Source organism: Nocardia blacklockiae (assembly GCF_015477355.1).
GTDB classification, from domain to species: Bacteria; Actinomycetota; Actinomycetes; order Mycobacteriales; family Mycobacteriaceae; genus Nocardia; species Nocardia blacklockiae.
Genome location: NZ_JADLRJ010000002.1, coordinates 389,357 through 406,111 on the forward strand (window position 1 = coordinate 389,357; position 16,755 = coordinate 406,111).

Annotated in this window: 16 protein-coding genes; 4 read left to right on the forward strand and 12 right to left on the reverse strand. The window is 69.5% G+C overall.

Annotation, left to right across the window (positions count from 1 at the left end; translation table 11 throughout):
* Nucleotides 1-42: 42 nt before the first annotated feature.
* From truA to IU476_RS07855, 9 genes are all read right to left on the reverse strand, one after another.
* Nucleotides 43-894 (reverse strand): tRNA pseudouridine(38-40) synthase TruA, encoded by an 852-nt coding sequence (truA, locus tag IU476_RS07815; protein ID WP_195098213.1) that lies wholly within the window; start codon nucleotides 892-894, stop codon nucleotides 43-45.
* Nucleotides 895-975: 81 nt separating this feature from the next.
* Nucleotides 976-1,497, reverse strand: a complete 522-nt coding sequence (rplQ, locus tag IU476_RS07820; RefSeq protein ID WP_195098215.1) for a 50S ribosomal protein L17 — start codon at nucleotides 1,495-1,497, stop codon at nucleotides 976-978.
* A gap of 44 nt (nucleotides 1,498-1,541) precedes the next feature.
* Nucleotides 1,542-2,600, reverse strand: coding sequence for a DNA-directed RNA polymerase subunit alpha (locus IU476_RS07825; protein WP_068020676.1), 1,059 nt, complete (start codon nucleotides 2,598-2,600; stop codon nucleotides 1,542-1,544).
* A 106-nt stretch (nucleotides 2,601-2,706) separates the two neighbouring features.
* On the reverse strand, nucleotides 2,707-3,312 hold the full coding sequence (gene rpsD / locus IU476_RS07830) for a 30S ribosomal protein S4 (protein WP_195098220.1): 606 nt from the start codon (nucleotides 3,310-3,312) through the stop codon (nucleotides 2,707-2,709).
* A 21-nt stretch (nucleotides 3,313-3,333) separates the two neighbouring features.
* Nucleotides 3,334-3,747 carry a 30S ribosomal protein S11 gene (gene rpsK, locus IU476_RS07835; protein ID WP_187686732.1) on the reverse strand — a complete coding sequence of 138 codons (414 nt, stop codon included), beginning with the start codon at nucleotides 3,745-3,747 and terminating at the stop codon, nucleotides 3,334-3,336.
* 9 nt (nucleotides 3,748-3,756) lie between these two features.
* Entirely contained in the window at nucleotides 3,757-4,128 is a 372-nt protein-coding gene (rpsM, locus tag IU476_RS07840) for a 30S ribosomal protein S13 (RefSeq protein WP_195098221.1), read from the reverse strand.
* 206 nt (nucleotides 4,129-4,334) lie between these two features.
* Nucleotides 4,335-4,448 (reverse strand): 50S ribosomal protein L36, encoded by a 114-nt coding sequence (rpmJ, locus tag IU476_RS07845; protein WP_025347279.1) that lies wholly within the window; start codon nucleotides 4,446-4,448, stop codon nucleotides 4,335-4,337.
* 93 nt (nucleotides 4,449-4,541) lie between these two features.
* Nucleotides 4,542-4,763, reverse strand: a complete 222-nt coding sequence (gene infA / locus IU476_RS07850) for a translation initiation factor IF-1 (RefSeq protein ID WP_003886926.1) — start codon at nucleotides 4,761-4,763, stop codon at nucleotides 4,542-4,544.
* A gap of 385 nt (nucleotides 4,764-5,148) precedes the next feature.
* Nucleotides 5,149-5,583 carry a hypothetical protein gene (locus IU476_RS07855; RefSeq protein ID WP_195098222.1) on the reverse strand — a complete coding sequence of 145 codons (435 nt, stop codon included), beginning with the start codon at nucleotides 5,581-5,583 and terminating at the stop codon, nucleotides 5,149-5,151.
* Nucleotides 5,584-7,782: 2,199 nt separating this feature from the next.
* Here IU476_RS07855 and IU476_RS07860 point away from each other — a divergent pair.
* Entirely contained in the window at nucleotides 7,783-8,940 is a 1,158-nt protein-coding gene (locus IU476_RS07860; RefSeq protein WP_438943981.1) for a MinD/ParA family ATP-binding protein, read from the forward strand.
* Here IU476_RS07860 and IU476_RS07865 read toward each other — a convergent pair.
* Nucleotides 8,934-9,938, reverse strand: coding sequence for a GlxA family transcriptional regulator (locus IU476_RS07865; protein WP_195098224.1), 1,005 nt, complete (start codon nucleotides 9,936-9,938; stop codon nucleotides 8,934-8,936). The genes IU476_RS07860 and IU476_RS07865 overlap by 7 nt on opposite strands.
* A gap of 74 nt (nucleotides 9,939-10,012) precedes the next feature.
* Between IU476_RS07865 and IU476_RS07870 the strand changes: the two genes are divergently transcribed.
* Nucleotides 10,013-10,531, forward strand: coding sequence for a hypothetical protein (locus IU476_RS07870; protein WP_195098226.1), 519 nt, complete (start codon nucleotides 10,013-10,015; stop codon nucleotides 10,529-10,531).
* A 3-nt stretch (nucleotides 10,532-10,534) separates the two neighbouring features.
* Here IU476_RS07870 and IU476_RS07875 read toward each other — a convergent pair whose 3' ends face one another.
* Nucleotides 10,535-11,035, reverse strand: coding sequence for a DUF4254 domain-containing protein (locus IU476_RS07875; protein ID WP_195098228.1), 501 nt, complete (start codon nucleotides 11,033-11,035; stop codon nucleotides 10,535-10,537).
* Nucleotides 11,036-11,211: 176 nt separating this feature from the next.
* Between IU476_RS07875 and IU476_RS07880 the strand changes: the two genes are divergently transcribed.
* Both IU476_RS07880 and IU476_RS07885 read left to right on the forward strand, forming a co-directional pair.
* Entirely contained in the window at nucleotides 11,212-12,051 is an 840-nt protein-coding gene (locus IU476_RS07880; RefSeq protein WP_195098230.1) for a GntR family transcriptional regulator, read from the forward strand.
* A 58-nt stretch (nucleotides 12,052-12,109) separates the two neighbouring features.
* Nucleotides 12,110-12,682 (forward strand): GNAT family N-acetyltransferase, encoded by a 573-nt coding sequence (locus tag IU476_RS07885; protein ID WP_195098232.1) that lies wholly within the window; start codon nucleotides 12,110-12,112, stop codon nucleotides 12,680-12,682.
* A 7-nt stretch (nucleotides 12,683-12,689) separates the two neighbouring features.
* Here the strand turns inward: IU476_RS07885 and eccCa are convergent, their stop codons facing one another.
* On the reverse strand, nucleotides 12,690-16,751 hold the full coding sequence (gene eccCa / locus IU476_RS07890; RefSeq protein WP_195098234.1) for a type VII secretion protein EccCa: 4,062 nt from the start codon (nucleotides 16,749-16,751) through the stop codon (nucleotides 12,690-12,692).
* Nucleotides 16,752-16,755: the final 4 nt, after the last annotated feature.

Below are 16,755 nucleotides of genomic sequence, written 5' to 3' on the forward strand. Positions count from 1 at the left end.
GCGGGAGGTCGGGGGGCCTCCGACGCGCGAGGTCGAGCCGATTCAACCGCAGCAGCCCGCGGCGGGCGGCACGGTGCGCATCTCCCGGGTCTGGGCGTTGCGGGCGGCCAGGTCGGCCTCGGCGGGATAGTCGACGCCGATCAGGCTCAGCCCGTGCGCCGGGGCGACCGTGACGGAGCTGGAACGCTCCCGCTCGCCCAGCAGACCCGCGACCCACTCGGGCGTCCGCCGCCCCTCCCCCACGGCCAGCACCGCGCCGACCAGACTGCGGACCATCGACCAGCAGAACGCGTCGGCGCTGACGTAGGCGGTGAGCAGTCGGCCGTCGGACGACGAGACCCAGTCGAACCGCTGCAACTCCCGCACGGTCGTCGCACCCTCCCGCCGACGGCAGAAGGCCGCGAAATCGTGCAGCCCCAACAACTTTCGCGACGCCGCACGCATCGCGGACAGGTCCACCGGACGGCACGGCACGACACTGCGGGCCTGTAGCGGATCCGCCCCGTAGGGCGCGGTGGTCAGCCGGTAGGCGTAGTGCCGCCGGATCGCGGAGAAGCGCGCGTCGAATTCGGGCGGCACCGTGTGAATCTCCTTGACCCGCACGTCCTTCGGCAGAAAGCGGGCCAGGCGACGGATCAGCTTGGGGCCGTCGAACTCCGCGGCGGTGTCGAAGTGCGCGACCTGTCCCTCGGCGTGCACGCCGGCGTCGGTGCGCCCCGCCACGGTGAGCTGAATCGGTTCGCGCAGCACCTTGCTCAGTGATTCCTCCAGCACGCCCTGCACCGTGCGCAGGCCGGGCTGACGCGCCCAGCCGGTGAAATCGGTGCCGTCGTAGGCGACATCGATTCGTGCCCGAATCGCAACGGTTTGCTGGGCCGGATCAGCACTGGTCAAGCCATCTCCTGGTTACCATACGAGAGAAGCCCGCCGACCCGGAGGGGACGGCGGGCTTACTCATGGAATCAGACTCGGAAGTCAGTCTTCCTTCTTGTCCTCGGCCGGAGCCTCGGCAGCCTCGTCGGCCTCGTCGGCCTCGTCGGCCTCGACCTCGGCGGCGGGAGCCTCCTCGGCCTTCGGCTCGGCCTTGGCGGCCTGCGACGCGGCCACGCGACGGGCGCGATCGGCCTCGTTGGTCACGGTCTTCTCCCGGACCAGCTCGATGATCGCCATCGGCGCGTTGTCACCCTTGCGCGGCAGGGTCTTGATGATCCGGGTGTAGCCACCCTCGCGACCCTCGAACGACGGTCCGATGTTCGCGAAGAGTTCGTGCACCACGTCCTTGTTGCGGATCACCTTGAGCACCTCGCGGCGGTCGGCCAGCGAGCCGGCCTTCGCCTTGGTGACCAGCTTCTCGGCGTACGGGCGCAGCGCCTTGGCCTTGGCCTCGGTGGTCGTGATCCGACCGTGCTCGAAGAGCGCCGTGGCCAGATTGGCGAAGATCGCCTTCTGGTGCGACGCCGACCCGCCGAAGCGAGCACCCTTCTTGGGCTTGGGCATTGGTTGTTCTCCTTTAGGAAGGCCCCGGGACTGGCCCGTACGGCCTAGAGCTGTTCGGTCTCGGCGTAGTCCTGCTCGCCGTGGTCGGTGTCGCTGAACGAGCCGCTGTCGCTCCAGGTTCCGGTGGAGGCGTCGTAGCCGACGACGCTGGACGGATCGAAGGAGGCCGGGCTGTCCTTGAGCGAGAGGCCCAGCGAGTGCAGCTTGACCTTCACCTCGTCGATGGACTTCTGGCCGAAGTTCCGGATGTCCAGCAGATCCGACTCGGTGCGGGCCACCAGCTCGCCGACGGTGTGCACACCCTCGCGCTTGAGGCAGTTGTACGACCGCACGGTGAGGTCCAGGTCCTCGATCGGCAGCGCGAACGAGGCGATGTGGTCCGCCTCGGCCGGGCTGGGGCCGATCTCGATGCCCTCGGCCTCCACGTTGAGCTCACGCGCCAGGCCGAACAGCTCGACCAGGGTCTTACCGGCCGACGCCAGCGCATCCCGCGGGGAGATCGAGTTCTTGGTCTCGACGTCCAGGATGAGCCGGTCGAAGTCGGTGCGCTGCTCGACACGGGTCGCCTCGACCTTGTAGGTCACCTTCAGCACCGGCGAGTAGATCGAATCCACCGGGATCCGGCCGATCTCCGCGCCCGAGGCCTTGTTCTGCACGGCCGGGACATAGCCGCGACCGCGCTCGACCACGAGCTCGATCTCCAGCTTGCCCTTGTCGTTCAGGGTGGCGATGTGCATGTCCGGGTTGTGGACGGTGACACCGGCCGGCGGGACGATGTCACCGGCGGTGACGGTGCCCGGGCCCTGCTTGCGCACGTACATGGTGACCGGCTCGTCCTCTTCGGACGACACGACCAGGCCCTTGAGGTTCAGGATGATGTCGGTGACATCCTCCTTCACGCCCGGGACGGTGGTGAACTCGTGCAGCACGCCGTCGATGCGGATGCTGGTGACCGCGGCGCCCGGGATACTCGAGAGCAGGGTGCGGCGCAGCGAGTTGCCGAGGGTGTAACCGAAACCCGGCTCGAGCGGTTCGATGGTGAACTTCGAGCGGTTCTCGGCCAAGACCTCTTCGGTCAGCGTCGGTCGCTGTGAAATCAGCATGAGGATCTCCTCCTTCAGGGGCGCCCGCTATTTGACGCCCACGAACTGGGGCGTGGGGATGGGGAGCCGGAACTCTCCACCCCCACCAGCAGCACCGATCAGCGGCTTACTTCGAGTAGTACTCGACGATGAGCTGTTCGTTGATCGGCACGTCGATCTGCGCGCGCTCCGGCAGCTGGTGCACCAGCACCCGCAGCCGGTTCGGCACTACCTGCAGCCAGCCCGGGATCGGGCGGTCGCCCTGGGTCTCGCGGGCCACCTGGAACGGCAGCGTGCCCAGCGACTTCTCCTTGACATCGATGATGTCGTACTGGGAGACCTGGAAGCTGGGGACGTTCACCTTCTTGCCGTTGACCAGCAGGTGGCCGTGGCTGACCAGCTGGCGGGCCTGCCGGCGGGTGCGCGCCAGGCCGGCGCGGTAGATCACGTTGTCCAGCCGGGACTCCAGGAGCTGCAGCATGTTGTCGCCGGTCTTGCCCTTGCGACGGTTCGCCTCTTCGTAGTAGCGGCGGAACTGCTTCTCCATGACGCCGTAGGTGAAGCGAGCCTTCTGCTTCTCCTGCAGCTGGACCAGGTACTCGCTCTCCTTGATCCGCGCGCGGCCGTGCTGGCCGGGCGGGTAGGGGCGACGTTCGAACGCCTGGTCACCGCCGACGAGGTCGACGCGCAGGCGACGCGACTTGCGGGTGATGGGGCCGGTGTAACGAGCCATATCTCTCTACCTTCCTTCCCGCTAGACGCGACGCCGCTTGGGCGGACGGCAGCCGTTGTGCGGCTGCGGGGTGACATCGGAAATCGAACCCACCTCGAGGCCGGTGGCCTGCAGCGAGCGGATCGCGGTCTCACGGCCCGAACCCGGGCCCTTGACGAACACGTCGACCTTCTTGACGCCGTTCTCCTGCGCCTTGCGGGCGGCGTTCTCGGCAGCGAGCTGCGCGGCGAACGGGGTCGACTTGCGCGAACCCTTGAACCCGACGTGACCGGACGAGGCCCACGCGATGACGTTGCCCTCGGGGTCGGTGATCGAGACGATGGTGTTGTTGAACGTGCTCTTGATGTGCGCGTGGCCGTGCGGGATGTTCTTCTTGTCCCGGCGACGCGACTTCTGGGTCTTCTTGGGGCCGGAGGCCCGACTCTTCGGAGGCATCGGTTATCCCTACTTCTTCTTGCCGGCGACGGTCTTCTTCGGACCCTTGCGCGTGCGCGCATTGGTCTTGGTCCGCTGGCCGCGCACCGGCAGGTGGCGACGGTGGCGGATGCCCTGATAGCAACCGATCTCGATCTTGCGGCGGATGTCGGCCTGCACCTCGCGGCGCAGGTCACCCTCGACCTTGTAGTCCGACGCTTCGATGTAGTCGCGCAGCTTGGTCAGGTCGTCGTCGGTGAGATCCTTCGAGCGCAGGTCCGGGCTGACGCCGGTCTGGTCCAGGATCTCCTTGGCGCGAGTACGGCCGATGCCGAAAATGTAGGTCAGTGCGACCTCCATGCGCTTCTCGCGCGGGAGGTCGACGCCCATCAGACGTGCCATGGTGGCGATTCCTTAATGTTGCGGAGGTCTGCTCCCTGTCCGTCCCCTCGTATGGGGCCCCGGCCTCCGTACCGGGGGTGTTCAGGCATCCGCCCCCTTCGGGGCTCGTCGATACCCAGTGGCGCTGGGAGGTCTTCTCATGTGCCAATCCGATCGGCGATCGGTGCTTGGCCGGTGCTGCCGGGCGGGGCGAGGCCCCGGGATCCCTAGCCCTGACGCTGCTTGTGGCGCAGGTTGTCGCAGATCACCATGACCCGCCCGTTACGGCGGATCACCTTGCACTTCTCGCAGATCTTCTTGACGCTCGGCTGAACCTTCACGTCCGTCCAATCTCGTTGTGGTTCACAGGCTGTGAACACAGCTTTTCCCCGGACCTGATGGCCGGGGAAGTCTTCACACCGCGCGGAGCGCGGTCACTTGTAGCGGTAGACGATGCGGCCGCGGGACAGGTCGTAGGGCGACAGCTCCACGACCACGCGGTCCTCGGGCAGAATGCGGATGTAGTGCTGCCGCATCTTGCCGCTGATGTGCGCGAGAACCTTGTGACCGTTCTCCAGCTCGATCCGGAACATCGCATTGGGCAGCGGCTCGATAACTCGACCCTCGACCTCGATGGCCCCGTCTTTCTTCGCCATATCCTCCGCGATCCCGTTTGCGCCGGTCCCTGGCTGGGCCCAACTCTTCGGCTAGCTTGTCATTGCAGTTTTGCGTGCACGTGCATCGACCTGGTGACATACTCACCGGAAGCAACATGCGAACACGCGACGACCGGCGGGTAGGTGCACCGCCGATCAAGCTTACCTGTGCGCGTCCTATAAGGCCAAATGCGCCCTGGTGAGCGCGCGCCCGGACGCGAACCTCCAGCAAATCTACCCCTCGATCGCCGCGAACACGACCCGCGTCACGATTGCCGTACGGTGTGCCAGCCCTGGGTAGCGCGACCGTCGTGTGTGTTCGCGCTCGCGTAAACTACGCCCTGTCCAGGTAATAAGGTCCAGCAGATCCAGGGGGATCCGTGAGTCAGCGCAGCCAGCGACCGGTCACCGCGGCGCGCTCGGCGACGGCGACCCCGACCGCTAGCGAGGCGCAGTCGTGAGTCGTAACAACGAACTCCCCATGCTGCCGCCGTGGCTGTCCGAGAGTGATGTCACGCAGGTCGGCTACGAGGCCCCGGTCCAGAACCTGCCGCATGAGGAGCTCATTCCCGAACAGGAGCCGCTGAAGAAACGCGCCAAGCGCAAGTCCGAGGACAAGGCCGAACCCGAGGGCGGCAAGAAGCGCCGCATGGGCTGGCGCAAGGACAAATCCGACACCCAGGAACCACCGGCCTCGTGGGGCCGCCCGCCACTGCCCGAGCCCGACGACGCACAGCACCGCTCGCCGGAATCCTTCCGCTCCAACGGCGACCACGCCCCCGACCGCCCCGACGGCCTGCCACCGCACGAAGGTGGCCACGGCGTTGCCGGCACCCCCCAAACCTTCGACAACCGCCCCTCCTGGCAATCGTCCCCCCAACCCGCCCCAGGCCCGACCCCGCCCGCCGACCCCCAAGCGCCCTGGCCACCCAGCCCGACCCCACAGCCCGGACAGGCCACGCCACCATGGCAATCGGTAGCCCCCGGAACGGGACCGTCGCAAACCGCCCCTGAAGCCCAACCATCGTGGCCCCCCAGCACCCCACCGCAACCCGGCCAACCCACGCCACCTTGGCAATCCGTGCCAGCCCCCCAACCCCACGCCGGAACCGGACCGTCACCACAGACCGGACAAGACACGCCGCCTTGGCAATCGGGGTCGGCCCCTCAACCACACGCCGCGACCGGGCCGTCACCACAAATCGGGCAGGACGCGCCGCCTTGGCAGTCCGGTGCGGCCGCCCAGCCGAAGGTTGGTCCGTCACCGAACACCGGTCCCGAAGCACAGGTTTCACGGCCGCCGACCGGTGGGCCGCAGGCTGGGCAGGACGCGCCGCCGTGGCAAACGGGTTCCGAGACGTCGGCACAGCAGGGAGGTGGGGCGCGGGATGCCGGGTGGCAGCCGCCGCCGATTCCGCCTGCACCGCAAGGTTTTCCGGGGTCGACCCCGTCGGCTGGCCCGGTATCCGACCCGACCGTGCGCTCCGGTGGGCGACCGGATCTGCCGCCACCGCCCCCGCACGGCTCGGCGCGTCCGCCACTACCGGAACCTCCGGGCCCCGCGGATCGTGCCCTGCGGCCCGAGTCTCCCAGTCCCGCGCAGCAGCCCGTGCCTTCGGGGGATCGTGTTGCGCGGCCCGAGTACTCGAGTCCCACGGACCGTGCCGTGCCGTCGGAGTCCCCGGTTGTCGGCGATCGTCCCGCCCAGCCGGGATCTCCGGTTTCCGGAGATCGTGCCGTGCAGCCCGGATCTCCATTTTCCGGGGATCGTCCGGTGCTGCCCGAGTCTCCGGGGGTTGATGAGCGCGCGGGTGCGAGTACGCCGTCCGCGCCTGAACGACTGTCCGACCCACGATCCGGCTCGGTTGGGTCGGGGGGTTTCGCCGACTCGTCCGCACCGGGTGGTTCCTCTCGCTCGCACGCGGACGAGCCTGCACCGCAATGGCTCGACAGTGCGGGGGCGTCCGGCACCGGCCAGGCGGCGAGCGCTCCGGCCGCGGGCACGCCGCAGGACACGCCCGCCCCACCACCGCGCCTGAGCCCTTTCCCCGAGGCACGCACACCGCAAGCCGACCCCGCACCGAGCTGGGCGACCTCCGGCGACCACACCATCACCCCGGAACACCCGTCCCCGCAGGACTTTCCGCAACGGCCCCAGCAGGACTCCCCGCAACAGTCCCCGCAGGATTCCGCACAACAGTCCCCGCAGGATTCCGCACAGCCGTCGCAGCAGCACTCCGCACAGTCGGCGCAGCAGGATTCCGCACAGTCGGCGCAGCAAGGCTTTCCGCAGCGGTCACCGCAGCAACCTGCACAGCCGTTGCCGCAGGGATTCGCGCATCCCTCACCGCAGGATTTCACGGACGGTCCGGTGGGTGCTGCCTCCGCGCGGGACGAGCACGGCTCCGCGCCCGGCCCTGCCGCACCTACGTCATTCGGTCCCCGAGAGACCTCGGGCGCATCGGGGGCTTCCCGCTCCGGTGCACGCCACGACCTTTCGGCAGGCGCTGCGGATGCGGCCACGGGCCACTCGGCAGAGGGCTCCGGGGCGGGCGAGACTCGTTCCCCGGCAGCGGAATCCCTCGGGCAGGGGCCGTCGTCCGGCGGCGAAGGGCCGCGGCAGGGGGCCGGTTCGGAGGGTCTCTATCCGTCCGGCACGAACGGGACGGGGAACGGCACAACGGGTTTCGCGGGGGCGCAAGCGCCGTTCCCGGCGAGCGGTACCGAAGCGGGTAGTGAGGGTGTGACCGAGCGGTACACCGCGTCGGGGCCCGCCGGTTCGCGGGCGCCGCAGAGTGATTCGCAGTCGCCGTACGGGGCGCCCGGCAATCGGCTTGCCTCGCCGGGCACCGGGCAGAGCCCGGTCGCGCCGTATGCGCCGCAGCCGAACGGTGCGATGCCGACGGGTGGGCAGGCACCGGTCGGGGATCCGCGTGGGGCAGGCCAGGCTCCGGTCGGTGAACCGGGCAGGACAGGCCAGTCTCCGGTCGGGGATCTGGGTGGGGCAGGCCAGGCTCCGGTGGGAGATCCGGCCGGGTTCGGCGCGCTGGCGGAGGGGTCCGCGCCGGGTGAGCAGTGGCAGTCGCCCGAGCAGCAGTGGGGTGGTGGGCAGCCGTATCAGGCGCAGCAGTATCAAGGGCAGGCGCAGCAGTATCCGGGCCAGGCTCAGCAGTATCAAGAGGCGCAGCAGTATCCGGGGCAGGCGCAGCAGTATCACCAGGGGCAGTATCAGCAGTCGGGTGGGCCGCAGCCGTCGCTGGACGATGTGCCGGTGCGGCGGGCCAAGAAGGCGCCCGGGTCGGGGTGGCGGCGCGCGGTGCACCACATGTCCGGCGGCGCGATCAATCCGGGGATGTCCGCGGAGGAACGGCGGCTGCAGGAACTGGTCGCGCGCATCCGCCAGCCGGTGCGCGGCGACTACCGGATCGCGGTGCTGTCGCTGAAGGGCGGCGTGGGCAAGACCACGACCACCATGGGCATCGGCTCCATCTTCGCCTCCATCCGCGGCGACCGGGTGATCGCGGTCGACGCCAACCCGGACTTCGGCACGCTGTCGCAACGGGTGCCGCTACAGACCCGCTCCACGGTCCGCGACCTGCTGCTGGACCAGGCGATCAGCAGCTACGGCGACGTGCGCCGGCACACCTCGCAGGCCACCAGCCGCCTGGAAGTGCTTGCCAGCGAACGGGATCCGGCCGCCTCGGAATCGTTCAGCGAGGACGAGTACCGCCGCGTGGCGCGCATCCTGCAGCGCTACTACAACATCATCCTCACCGACTGCGGCACCGGCCTGATGCACTCGGCGATGGCGGGTGTGCTGGACCTGGCGCACTCGCTGGTGCTGATCTCGTCCTCGGCGATCGACGGCGCGCGCAGCGCCGCGGCCACGCTGGACTGGCTGTCGCTGCACGGCCACGACCACCTGGTGCGCAACGCCGTCGTGGTGATCAACCTGCCGCGCCCGGGTTCGCCGAACGTGGGCATCCAGCAGCTGCGCGAATACTTCCTGTCGCGCTGCCGCGCCGTGCACGTCATTCCGTACGACCCGCACCTGTCCGAGGGCGCGGAGATCGATCTGTCGCGGCTGCACAAGAACACCAAGCGCTCGCTGGTGGAGCTGGCGGCGACCGTCGCCGACGACTTCGCCACCGATCACCGCCGCTTCCAGCGTTATTGACCGCCGCTCGCGGAGTGCACCGGGCCCGCCTCCCACGTCAGCGGCGAGGCGCGCACCTCGGCGAGCGTGCGGTGGCGGCGCCGCCGGAACAGTAGCCGCAGCGTGCCCGCGTTGAGGTAACCCACCCGCGCGGCGACGGTGTCGACGGTCAGGGTGGTGTTGCGCAGCAGGTGCGTGGCCCGCTCCAGCCGGATCTCGTTCGCGAAATCCCTTGGGGACATGCCGATCTCGGCCCGCGTGGCGCGCTGCAGGCTGCGCACGGTGACGTCGAGCGCGCGGGCGGCGTCGGTGATCCGGAACTGCTCGGCAATGTGGTCGCGCACCCACCGCTCGTAGGCGGCCACCAGCGAGTTGCCGCGTGCGACGAATTCCGGGACGGCGACCTGGGTCCGCCGATCCCCCACCACGAAGAACCGCGCGACCAGTTCGGCCAGGGTCGGACTCTGCCCGGCGATCAGCGCCAGCGCCAGGTCCAGATGCGACAGCGCGGCCCCGGCGGTGGTGACGGCCCCGGAACGGCACAGGGTCCGCCCCTCCTCCAGCTCCACCCGCGGATACCTGCGCCGGAACGCCGGGCCCAGCCACCAGCTGGTGGTGGCCGGGATGCCGTCGAGCACCCCGGATTCGGCCAGGAAGAACGTGCCGGTACAGGCCCCGGCCACCGGCGCACCGGCTTGGCGCGCCAGCGAGATATGTTCCAGCACTGCGGTATTCGACGCGGCGGACACCAGTTCGACCACGCCCTCGGCGTCGTAGAGTTCCAACGCGGGCACCACGATCGTCCCGAGTTCGGCCGGCAGCTCGGCCAGCGGCGTGGTCGGCACCAGATTGCCGTGCCCGGATCGCACGCCGGGCCCGGGCGACGCGACCCGCACGTGCCACGGCTCGGGCGCCGAGTCCAGTTCACCCCGCAGCAGGTTCGCCGTGCGGAACGCCTCCACGACGGTGGCGAGCCCGAAGTCCGCGACCTGGTCCACGACGAAAATGGTGACGTCCATGTCGCGAATAGTACTGAACGTGTCGGATACGACACTGACCATGGCGCATTCGGCACTCTATCGTTCGTGACAGCATGAGGATCCACGCCAGCCGCTGCCACAGCTTCACCTACCGGATCACCACCCCCGGTCCCTGCGCCGTGGAACTGGAACAGTCGGCCGCGGTCCGGCCGTTCTTCGACTGCCTGGTTTTGCGGGTCGGCATCGACCGCGACGATTCCGCGGTCGCGGGCACCGCCGCCGCGGTGATCAAACACCTTGCCGCCGAATCGGATTCGGGCTTCATCGTGCTCGACGGCTACGCCCGCTGGGCGACGACGGACCGGTGCGCCGCCGGGCTCGACGTGCTGACCGGACTCGCCGACGCCCTCGACGTGCTCGCCGAACTCACCGAACGCCTCGAGGAACGCGGCGAACTCGTCCACCAGATGCCGTTCGGCTGGAGCACCTGGCGCCGCGCGCACGTGGTCGACGGAGCATGGGCGCACCGCGTCGTCGACGTGGGCGCGCACACCCGGAATCCCGCTCTGCCGCCTACGAGTTGGAGTCTCACCCCGCGGACGCGGCGCCCGTGCGGGGTGATCTCCCGTTGACCGTTACCAGGCCGGCAGCCGGCGGCGGCCGGCCAGCACGTCGCGCACCAGGTCGTCGTAGCCGTCGGCCAGTTCGGCCAGATGGTGCCACGCGCCGTGCAGGACCTCGTCGTCGGCGTCGAGCGTCATGAGCGCCTGATGGGCCCGCACCGAGGACTCGGCGAGGCGGTCGATGACCGAGCCGATGGTCTCGGTGTGCAGGGTGGCCCCGAGCCGGTGCTGCGGCACGGTGCGCGCCACCCAGTCGTCGATCGCCATCACCAATTCACTACGGCGCCGCTGGATTTCGACGAACGCGGTGGGATCGAGATCGGGCTCGGAGCCGCCGCGGCCGACCAGCCGGCGCTCGTGTAGCACCGCCAGATCGCGGGCGAACCACAGTAAGGGTCCGCCGATGACACGGTGCCCTCGACAAGCGCGCAGCATCAGGTCCGAACTCGGCAGTAAGCCGGTCGTCAAGGTCTGGACCGCCATCGATGTCTGCGGTGTGTCGGGCACTGCCATTACCACCGTCTGGGATGTCTCCGAACCAGCCACGTTGCCTCGCCGTCATCGCCGTTACAACACATCGTTCAGGACGTTCCTTACAATAAACCGCTGAAACCCTGTGTCAAGGGTCACACGCCGTCCTGGACCACGGAGTAGACTGCATTTTCTTGAAGAAGCAACCGAGGAGCGAGATGGCGGACGGTCCGAGGTATCAGCGGATCGCAGACCTCCTCCGGGAGGAGATTCGCAACGGGAAATGGAAGCCGGGCGACCGACTACCCAGCCACAGCGAGCTGGCCGACCAGATGCAGGTCTCGATCACCACCGCCCGCAACGCGATCCAGGTTCTGGTCACCGAAAACCTGCTCTACACAGCCACTTCCAGGGGCACCATCGTGCGCAGCCAGGAGGTGCTGGAATCGGTTGTCACGCACCACATTCGCCCCGACCGCCCCAAGTCCGCGCACGATATCTTCTCCGAGATCGCGCGCACGGCGGGCCGGGTCCCGTCCAAACAGTTCAGTGCGCGCATGGAGCCCGCCGGCCCCGACGTGGCGCACTGGCTGGGGGTGCCGCGGGACTCCTGGGTGGTGGCACGGACGGTGGTCCAGTACCTGGACAACGAGCCCTGGTCGTGGGAGGTCAGTTTTTATCCACGGGACTTGGCGGAGGCCACCGGCATCGACTTCCCGCACGACATTCCCGAGGGCACCACGCGGCGCCTCGCCGAGCGCGGCCAACCCGAGACCGCCCACCGCGACACCATCGTGGCCCGCCCCGCCACGGCCGAGGAGGCGGCGGTGCTGGGCGTCGGCACCGGCACCATGCTGCTGGACCATCTGCGCATCGGCGCCAACTCCGCCCGCGTCACCCGGGTGACCAGGCAGCGCTCGATCGCCGCGCGCAACCGGCTCGCCTACGAACTCGGCGACGCCGACGGCACGGAGGTCATCCGCAAGACCCTCGGCGCGCCGCATCCGCCGGGCAATTCGCACTCCTTCGGTAACTCGCTGGTACCCGGGTCGCCATGAGCCGCGCCGCATCGGGAGCCCCGGACCAGCACGCCGGCCCACGGGCGGCGGGGATGCCATGACGATCCGCATCCGCCAGGCGCAGCTGGCCGACCTCGGCACCATCTGCCGACTACGGCTCCAACGCACGGCCTGGCTCGCGGAACGGGGCTCGAACCAGTGGACGCGACAGGGACGAGGGCTGTCCATCGAACTGTTTGCCCGCGCGGTCGAGCACGCGCTGCGCGCGGGTGAGACCTGGATCGCCGAGGTCGACGGCGAACCGGCAGGCACCATCACCGTGAACGACCGGGCGGACGAGGGACTGTGGTCGCCGGGCGAACTCGCCGACGCGGTCGTGGTGCACTACATGATCGTGGACCTGCGCTTCACCGGGCTGAGCGTGGGCGGCGCGCTGCTCGCGCACGCCGCGGCGGTGGCCCGCGCGCGGCACCGCACCTGGGTGCGGCTGGACGCGTGGACCACCAACGCCGGGCTGCACGCCTACTACGGCCGCGCGGGCTTCCGGCTCGTGCGCCTGGCCGGACCGGAGGCCACGGGACCCTCGGGCGCGCTGTTCGAACGGCGCGCCGACAGCTGGCTGCCCGCGCCGGTCCTCACCGCCGCCGGGCCCGAAATGCGCGCTCTGTGAACGGTTCTCACAGCGGCGGCAGGTCGGCGATGTGGATCATCTCCTGACCGCGGCTGCGCGACACCAGCGTGCCGCGGCCGGGCGGCAGCTTGGTCGGGCGCACGTCGCCGATCAGCTTGCCCTCGTCGCGCGGGCCGCTCATGATCAGCGTGTCCACCGACAGGTTCTTCATGCCGCCGAGGATCGGGTCGTAGAGGGCGCGCGAGACGCCGCCGATGCGGCGGGTCACGATCATGTGCATGCCGACGTCGCGCGCCTGCGGCAGGAATTCCATCAGCGGCGCCAGCGGATTGGTCGAACCGGCCGCCACCATGTCGTAGTCGTCGACCATGATGAACAGCTCCGGCCCGCTCCACCAACTCCGCTCGCGCAGCTGCTGCGGGGTGATGTCGGCGGGCGGGATGCGCTTGGACAGGTAGTCGGCGACCTCCTTGAGCATCCCGGCGCAGGTCTGCGAGGAGGTCGAGTACCCGGCCAGGTGCTCGCCCTCGATCACGCCCAGCATGGTCCGGCGGTAGTCGATCAGGACGATCCTGGCCTCCTCCGGGGTGGAGTGCTCCACGATGCCCATGGCGATGTTGCGCAGCAGGGTGGTCTTGCCGCACTCCACGTCGGCGAACGCCATGAAGTGCGGATCGGCCGCGAAATCCAGTACCAGCGGCTGCAATTCGGATTCGCCGAGGCCGATGGCCACCTTGGTGTAGCCGAGTTCGATGCCGTCGGCGCGCGCGGCTTCCAATACCTCGTCGCGGCTGATCTTCAACGGCAGCATCCGCACCTCGGGGGCGCGGCGCTCCGGGTACAGCTGCTCGAGACCCTGCCGCGACAGCGCCACGCCGTCGGCCAGGCTGCTCGGGTCGGTCTCGGAGTCCAAGCGCGGCAACGCGATCAGCATGTGCAGTTCCTGCGGCGTGAGGCCGCGGCCGGGGCGGCCCACCGGCACCTGGTGGGCAGTGCGGCGGCCCATCTCCGAATCGGACGGATCACCCAGGCGCAGTTCGAGTTTCGTGCCGACCTGATCCTTCACCACCGGCCGGATCTCGGCCCAGCGGGACGCGCCGATCATCAGGTGCACGCCGTACGAAAGCCCTTGCGTGGCAATGGCGTTGATCTGCGGCTCGAGGGTGTCGAACTCTTCGCGGATCGCGGCCCAGCCGTCGACGACCAGGAACACGTCGCCGAAGCGGTCGGCGGCCAGCGGGTCGCCCGGGGCGGGCGGCGCGGAGAACTTGCGCCGCCGGAACTCCGCCATCGACTCGATGCCGAGTTCGGCGAAACGTTCCTCGCGCTGCCGCATCAGCGTGGTCAGCTCCGCGATGGTGCGGCGCACCCGGTCGACGTCGAGCCGACCGGCGACCGAACCGACGTGCGGGATCCCGACCAGGCCGGCCATGCTGCCGCCGCCGAAGTCCAGGCAGTAGAACTGCACCTGCTCCGGGGTGTGCGTGGCCGCCGCGGACATGATGATGGTGCGCAGCGTCGTGGACTTGCCCGACTGCGGTCCGCCGACGACGGCCACATTGCCTTGCGCCCCGGCGAGATTGATGGTGAGTACGTCGCGGCGTTGCTCGTAGGGCTTGTCGATCACGCCGATCGGCATCCACAGCTGACCGTGCCGGTTCACCGGCGAGCGCCAGTCCGGGTCCGGCAGCAGCATGTCCACGCTCGGCGACTCGTCCAGCGGCGGCAGCCACACCTCGTGCGCGGGACGGCCGTGGCCGGTCAGGCGCTGCACGACCACGTCGAGCAGGGTGTCGGGGATGCCTTCCTCCGGCATCGGCGACGCGGCCGAGGGCGGAGGCGGCAACTCCAGCAACGGATTCGACGGTGGCGGCGGCAGCCCCAGCGGATCGTCCGCGACCGCTGCCCCGTCCTGTTCGGGCAGCTCGACCGGCGACGCGGTGAACAGCGCCGGCCGCCGGCGCGAGCGCGGGCTGCCGTCCTCGGTGACGGTGCCGGTGCGCGGCGCCACGTACGGCCCGGACACGTAACAGGCGTTGAACCGCAACGGATCCGAGGCGTCGCTCTTCAGATAGCCGGAGCCCGGCACGCTCGGCAGGTGGTAGGCGTCGGTGATGCCGAGCACCGCGCGCGACTCGTTGGCCGAGAACGTGCGCAGGCCGATCCGGTAGGACAGGTGCGACTCCAGGCCGCGCAGCTTGTTCTCCTCCAGCCGCTGCGAGGCCAGCAGCAGGTGCACGTGCAGCGAGCGGCCCAGGCGGCCGATCATCACGAACAGTTCCGCGAAATCCGGCTTCTGGGAAAGCAATTCGGAGAACTCGTCGACCACGATGAACAGCGCCGGCAGCGGATCCAGCGGCACGCCCGCGGCCCGCGCCTTCTCGTAGTCGGTGACATTGGCGTAGTTGCCCGCCGAGCGCAGCAGCTCCTGGCGGCGGTTCATCTCACCGGCCAGCGCGTCCTTCATGCGGTCGACGAGTGCCAGCTCCTCCTCCAGATTGGTGATCACCGCGGAGACGTGCGGCAGCGTGTCCAGGCCGAGGAAGGTCGCGCCGCCCTTGAAGTCGACCAGCACCAGGTTCAGCGCGTCGGGCGAGTGCGAGGTGACCAGCGAAAGTACCAGGGTGCGAAGGAATTCCGACTTGCCCGAGCCGGTCGCGCCGATGCACAGGCCGTGCGGGCCCATGCCGTTCTCGGCCGACTCCTTGATGTCGATCTCCACCGGGGTGCCGTCCGGGGTGATGCCGATCGGCACGCGCAGCCGCTCCCGGGCGGTGCGCGGGCGCCACACCTTCGCCGGATCGATCTGTGCCGCATCGGGAATCTTCAGCAGCGCCATCAGTCCGGGGTCGGTCGCGGTGCCGTCGCCGAGGCTCACGATCTGGGCGGCCGTCGCCAGCCGGAAACGGGCCAGCGCGCGGCCGAACGCCTCGGCCTCGGCGATGCTCACCGTGTCGGCGGTGGCGAACTTCTCCACGCCCGCAGCGCTTTTCGCGGACACCTCCCCACCCGACGCGACGAGTTGCAGACCGCGCCGGGCGGCCAGGCCGGTCTCGGGGGCGGTCAGGTCGAGCACCGTCACCGAGTCCAGGCCGGACTCGCTGACCAGCCGCTCGCTGCCGTTGACGTACCCGTCGTCGATGATCACCACCAGGTGCAGCCGCCCCTGGGTCGGCTGCGGGTTGCGCATGAACCGGCCACGTTCGAGCAGTTCGGCCGACAGCGCGGTCTCCAGCTCGCCCAGCGAGGTGTACATCATGCGGGCCGACCCCATGCCGTCGCGCTGCGTCGGATGTTGCAGGTGCGGAAGCCATTTCGCCCACGCCCAGGTGGGCGCGTCGGGGTCGGCGCAGACGATGGCGACGGCCAGGTGATCGGGGCCGTGGAAGGTGACCAGCTCCATCAGCATGGCGCGCGCCAGCATCCGGGCGTCCGCGCCGGGGCCGCCGATGTTGATCGCGGGAAATGCCCGCAGCGACACCGCGGTCGGCAGCTGGTGCACCACGGAGTGGGTGCGGACGAAGCGGCGCAGCGCCACCGTCGACACCGGTTCGAGGTCCTCGAGCGGGCCGGTCTCGGGCCGGGCCAGTTTGGTCGCGAGCCGGTGGCTGCCGATACCCACCCGGACATGCCCGAAATCGGGGTCGTTGGGCCGGCGTTCCCACATCCGGCGGCTGCCGATCAGCGACGGCAGGTCGGCCGGTTCGGGGTGGCTCCAGATCAGCGTGTCCAGCTGGCGGCTGCCGGTGCGGCGCACCTCGCGTCGGATCTGGTCGAGGTAGCGGAAGTAGTCCTTGCGTTCCTCGTTGAGTTCCACCGCGCGCTTGCCGCCCCCGCCGCGGAAGCCCGCCATCATGCCGACCATCGACATCAGCATCATCATCGGGAACATCAGCATCATGGGATTGGCCAGCAGATTGCGGCCCATCATCGCCATCATCGCGATCATGCCGACGACCGCGACCACCATGACGATCGGCATCAGCTTCATCATCAGCGGCGCCGGCAGGTTGCGCGGGATCTCCGGCGGCGAGGTCAGCGCGACCTCGCCACCCGGAGCGCGCGGCGGCGCGATGCGGGGGCGGCGGACGAATCCTTCGGTGACCATGATG